The organism is Gorillibacterium massiliense (assembly GCF_000455485.1).
GTDB classification, from domain to species: Bacteria; Bacillota; Bacilli; order Paenibacillales; family NBRC-103111; genus Gorillibacterium; species Gorillibacterium massiliense.
Window position 1 is genome coordinate 1 of record NZ_CBQR020000104.1, and the last position, 4,209, is coordinate 4,209.

At 49.5% G+C, this 4,209-nt stretch carries 4 protein-coding genes; 3 read left to right on the top strand and 1 reads right to left on the bottom strand.

Annotated features, from left to right (window positions below):
• Positions 1–529 precede the first annotated feature (529 nt).
• From proB to proC, 3 genes are all read left to right on the top strand, one after another.
• The gene (gene proB / locus TJ79_RS14895) at positions 530–1,627 is read left to right on the top strand and encodes a glutamate 5-kinase (protein ID WP_040951132.1); all 1,098 of its coding nucleotides are present in this window, start codon (positions 530–532) and stop codon (positions 1,625–1,627) included.
• A 64-nt stretch (positions 1,628–1,691) separates the two neighbouring features.
• Positions 1,692–2,948, top strand: a complete 1,257-nt coding sequence (locus TJ79_RS14900) for a glutamate-5-semialdehyde dehydrogenase (protein WP_040951133.1) — start codon at positions 1,692–1,694, stop codon at positions 2,946–2,948.
• A 53-nt stretch (positions 2,949–3,001) separates the two neighbouring features.
• A complete protein-coding gene (gene proC, locus TJ79_RS14905; protein ID WP_040951134.1) occupies positions 3,002–3,880 on the top strand; it encodes a pyrroline-5-carboxylate reductase in 879 nt (292 codons plus the stop codon).
• An 84-nt stretch (positions 3,881–3,964) separates the two neighbouring features.
• Here the strand turns inward: proC and TJ79_RS14910 are convergent.
• Positions 3,965–4,209 (bottom strand): DnaD domain-containing protein (locus tag TJ79_RS14910; protein ID WP_040951135.1); only part of this gene is annotated, 245 nt, incomplete at its 5' end.

The following is a 4,209-nucleotide window of genomic DNA, read 5'->3' on the forward strand; positions in this document are numbered from 1 at the left end:
TGTTCAGTTTTCAAAGGACCAAGTGTTGCGCTTTACTTCTTTATCGCGTCGTCGCTTTTCAGCGGCGACTCAATTAATATATCACATCCGGATCACTGAGGTCAAGCACTTTTTTTCAAACATTGTCGAATTTAGTTGAACAATGTCGATATCAGCTGACCGGATATATAATGTACCATAGATAGAACCTCAAATCAACCTTTAATCGGCTCCAATTTATTCCGCAACGTTTTCATGCAAGTTTCATCCGTTCCCTTCTCCAACCTAATCAACCCTTAAAGATTAGCATGTCCCGCTCAGTTAGATTCCAAGCCAATTTCTTTACAAAGCGAATCTACTCATGATATCCTGAATTTAGTCCTTTTCCGCATCAAAGTATGATTCAGTTACCCTAAATACTAAATACATACTTCAGACCGCGCGAATTACCAGACAGACTTTCGTTCATCATGTACGGAAGTCTTTTTAGTACAACAAGCAGATGTTCCTTCATTAAAATGGCGAATTATATTAATAGGATGGGATCGACATGTCGCGTTATGTTATAAAAATCGGAAGCAGCTCCCTCACCTCCGACGAGGGCGGTTTAAACCGGGATAAAATCGGCTTTTTCGCTTCTGAGCTTGCCAAGCTGCATCAAATGGAACATCAACCTCTTCTCGTAACATCAGGCGCGGTTGCCGCGGGATTTACGAAAATCGGCTACAAAAAACGCCCGAAACAGCTTCATGAGAAGCAAGCCGCTGCAGCTGTCGGCCAGGCTCTTCTCATGCAAGCGTATCAGGAAGCCTTTCAAGAGCACGGAATCGGCGTCGCGCAAATTTTGTTGACCCGGTCCGATTTTTCCGACAGGCTGCGGGTACACAATGCTCTTATGACCATCGATGAATTATTGCGCCGACGGATCATTCCTATTATAAATGAGAATGACACGGTTTCCGTCAACGAGCTCAAATTTAGTGAAAATGACACGCTCTCCGCACTAGTCGCCAATTTGGTCAAAGCGAATCAGCTCCTTATCCTTACAGATATTGAAGGCCTTTATACGGAGGACCCGCGAAAAAATGCGGAAGCCCGAAAAATCGAAAAAGTCGAGAGTATTACAGATGAACTGCTGTCACTAGCAGGCGGAGCGGGTTCGAATGTCGGCACCGGCGGCATGCGTTCAAAAATCGAAGCGGCACGTATCGCCACTCGCGGCGGCATCCCCGTATTTATCGGGAAAGTGACGGAATCTGGCGACTTGGAAAAAGCTGCTGACGGTACAGGCCGCGGCACTTATTTCGAAACGTCTCTCAGTACGCTGTCCATGAAAAAACAGTGGGTTCGCTTTCACTCTCTACCCCAAGGCTCCATCGTTGTCGATTCTGGGGCAGAAGATGCCCTTTTATCTGGCGGTAAAAGCCTGCTTCCGGCAGGAGTCGTGGAAGTAACCGGGGACTTTAATCCAGGCGATGTCGTTGAAGTTCTGAATATCCATGGGCAAGCAATCGGCCGCGGGGCAATCAATTACGCCGCATGGCAACTGCAAGCCGTAGCCGGCTTATCGACCGATGAAGTGCAGAAACGGGTCGATGTGGTCCGCATTGAAGTCATTCATCGGGATGAATGGATTTCCATCGGTTAAATGAAAATGAGGAAATGGCTTCGGGGTAAATTCCTGCAGGCACTTCCTATAGGAGGAACAAGACATGAGCGAGGTTGTACGAAAAGCTCAGTTGGCCAAACAAACGACAACTGCTTTAAACAAATTATCTACTGAGCAAAAAAACGATGCTCTGCTAAAAATTGCGAACGCGCTGATTGAACGGTCTGAAGAACTGATTGAAGCCAACAAACCCGACATTGAGCGCGGAGTGAAAAACGGCATCCCTACAGGGATGATCGATCGCCTCACCCTAAATCCCGCACGTATCAAAGGCATCGCTGAAGGGCTGCGGCAAGTCACCGACCTTCCCGACCCGATCGGCGATATATTAGAAGAGAGTGAACGGCCAAACGGTCTTCTCATCCGCAAATTGCGCGTTCCTTTGGGACTCATCGGTATCGTGTATGAAGCGAGACCCAACGTAACGGTAGACGCCATAGGCTTGTGCCTGAAGACAGGCAACGCGGTTCTGCTGCGAGGTGGCTCCGATGCTCTTTCAACCAACCAAAAAATCATCGAAATCGTCCACGACGCTCTTCTGCATTCTGCTGTTCCTGCGGATGCGGTGCAGCTTGTGGAAAGCACGGACCGTTCGTCCGTAGATGAAATGCTTAAGCTTACGGGCCTGTTGGATGTCATCATCCCCCGGGGCGGCCACTCTTTAATCCGCAATGTCGTGGACAATGCGAAAGTCCCCGTCATCGAGACCGGCGCAGGCATCTGTCATACGTATATTGATCAAGCAGCGGATATGAAAAAAGCGACAGCCATCGCCATGAACGCCAAAATCCAGCGTCCCTCCGTCTGCAACTCCATGGAAACGCTACTGATTCACGAAGAGGTCGCGCGGGAACATCTTCGCGGACTGGCAGAAAAATTCGTTGAAGCTGGTGTCGAGCTGAGAGGTTGTCCCCAATCGCTGGAGTTGATCGGTGATTTGGCAGGTGTTAAAGCGGCAACGGATAAAGACTTTGCCACCGAGTACAATGACTACATTATGAATATAAAAGTAGTAGCCTCCATCGAGGAAGCCATCGCTCATATCACGGCTTTTGGAACGATGCATTCCGAGTGCATCGTGACGGAAGATGCGGATAAGGCACGGCTATTCATGCTGGAAGTGGATGCCGCCGCCGTCTTCCAAAACGCATCGACCCGTTTCACCGACGGATTCGAATTTGGCTATGGTGCGGAAATCGGTATTAGCACCCAGAAGCTCCATGCCCGGGGTCCCATGGGTTTGCCTGCCTTAACCACAACGAAATATTGCGTCTACGGCAACGGGCAGATCAGGGAATAATGATGAATGTTCTTCCCGCATAATGAAGTTGAACCGATAATCAGGAGGAAACCATGACTACCCTATTAAGCGGCAAAAAAATCGTTTTTCTCGGTGCAGGTTCTATGGCGGAAGCCATCATCCGCGGCATCGTCGGCCAAAAAGTCGCGGATGCCGATCATATTACTGCCGTAAACCGCAGCAATAAAGATACTTTGAATCATCTACAGCATACTTATGGAATTCGCACGGAGCAAGATCCCGGGCTGGCGGCACAAGCTACTTCAGCTGCGGACATCGTCGTTCTGGCCATGAAGCCGAAGGATGCCGCCAAAGCGTTAGCCGGATACAAAGGAATATTGCACGAGAAGCAGTTGCTCATCTCCGTTATCGCCGGCCTAAGCATTGATGTGATCCATGGCTTGTTAGAAAATGATATGCCTGTTGCCCGGACGATGCCCAACACCTCCTGCGCCATCGGGCAAGGGGTAACGGCAGTCAGCTTCAGTGATAGCGTAGCATCCGAGCAGAAAGAAATGGCTCTGCAGCTATTCCAGGCAACCGGTCTCGTTACTGAGACAGATGAGGAGCGCATGCATATCGTCACCGGCGTCTCCGGAAGCGGTGTTGCTTACATTTACTACATGATGGAAGCCATGATTGCCGGCGGTCAAGACGGCGGAATGACACCGGAGGAAGCTCGAGAACTGACGGTGCAGACCGTACTGGGCGCCGCTTCCATGGTTCGGGAAACAGGTGAAGATCCAGCCTCCTTGCGCCGCAAAGTCACGTCTCCAAACGGTACGACACAAGCGGCGTTAGAAGTGTTTGACGAATATCAATTTACCGATGCCGTTCGAGCGGCCATTCGCCGCTGTGTCCAGCGTTCAAAAGAATTGGGCGACATGATCACCGACAATGCCCAAGTCTTTTTGACTGAAAGCAACAAATAAAACCATCACCATACAAAAAAGGCCTGCGATCTGTCGTTCCCTGATGAGGAACAAACAGACCGCAGGCCATTTCTTTTTTCAAACTTAACGCCCGCGAAATTTCTGGGAATGGGCTTTGGCTTGTTCAGCGGATAAAATCCGGTTCCGTTGCCATTCCAACAAAATTCGATCGATATAGCGGAAATGCAGCTTACCAGCGAAGACTGCTTCTTTCAAAGCGGCGAGAATCAACTCTTCCCGATACCCGTCCTGATCCAACCACCCTGTGATAGTTTCAAGCTCCATGGGCGTAAGCGGGCGGGAAAACTCTTTTTCGAAGATGACGAACA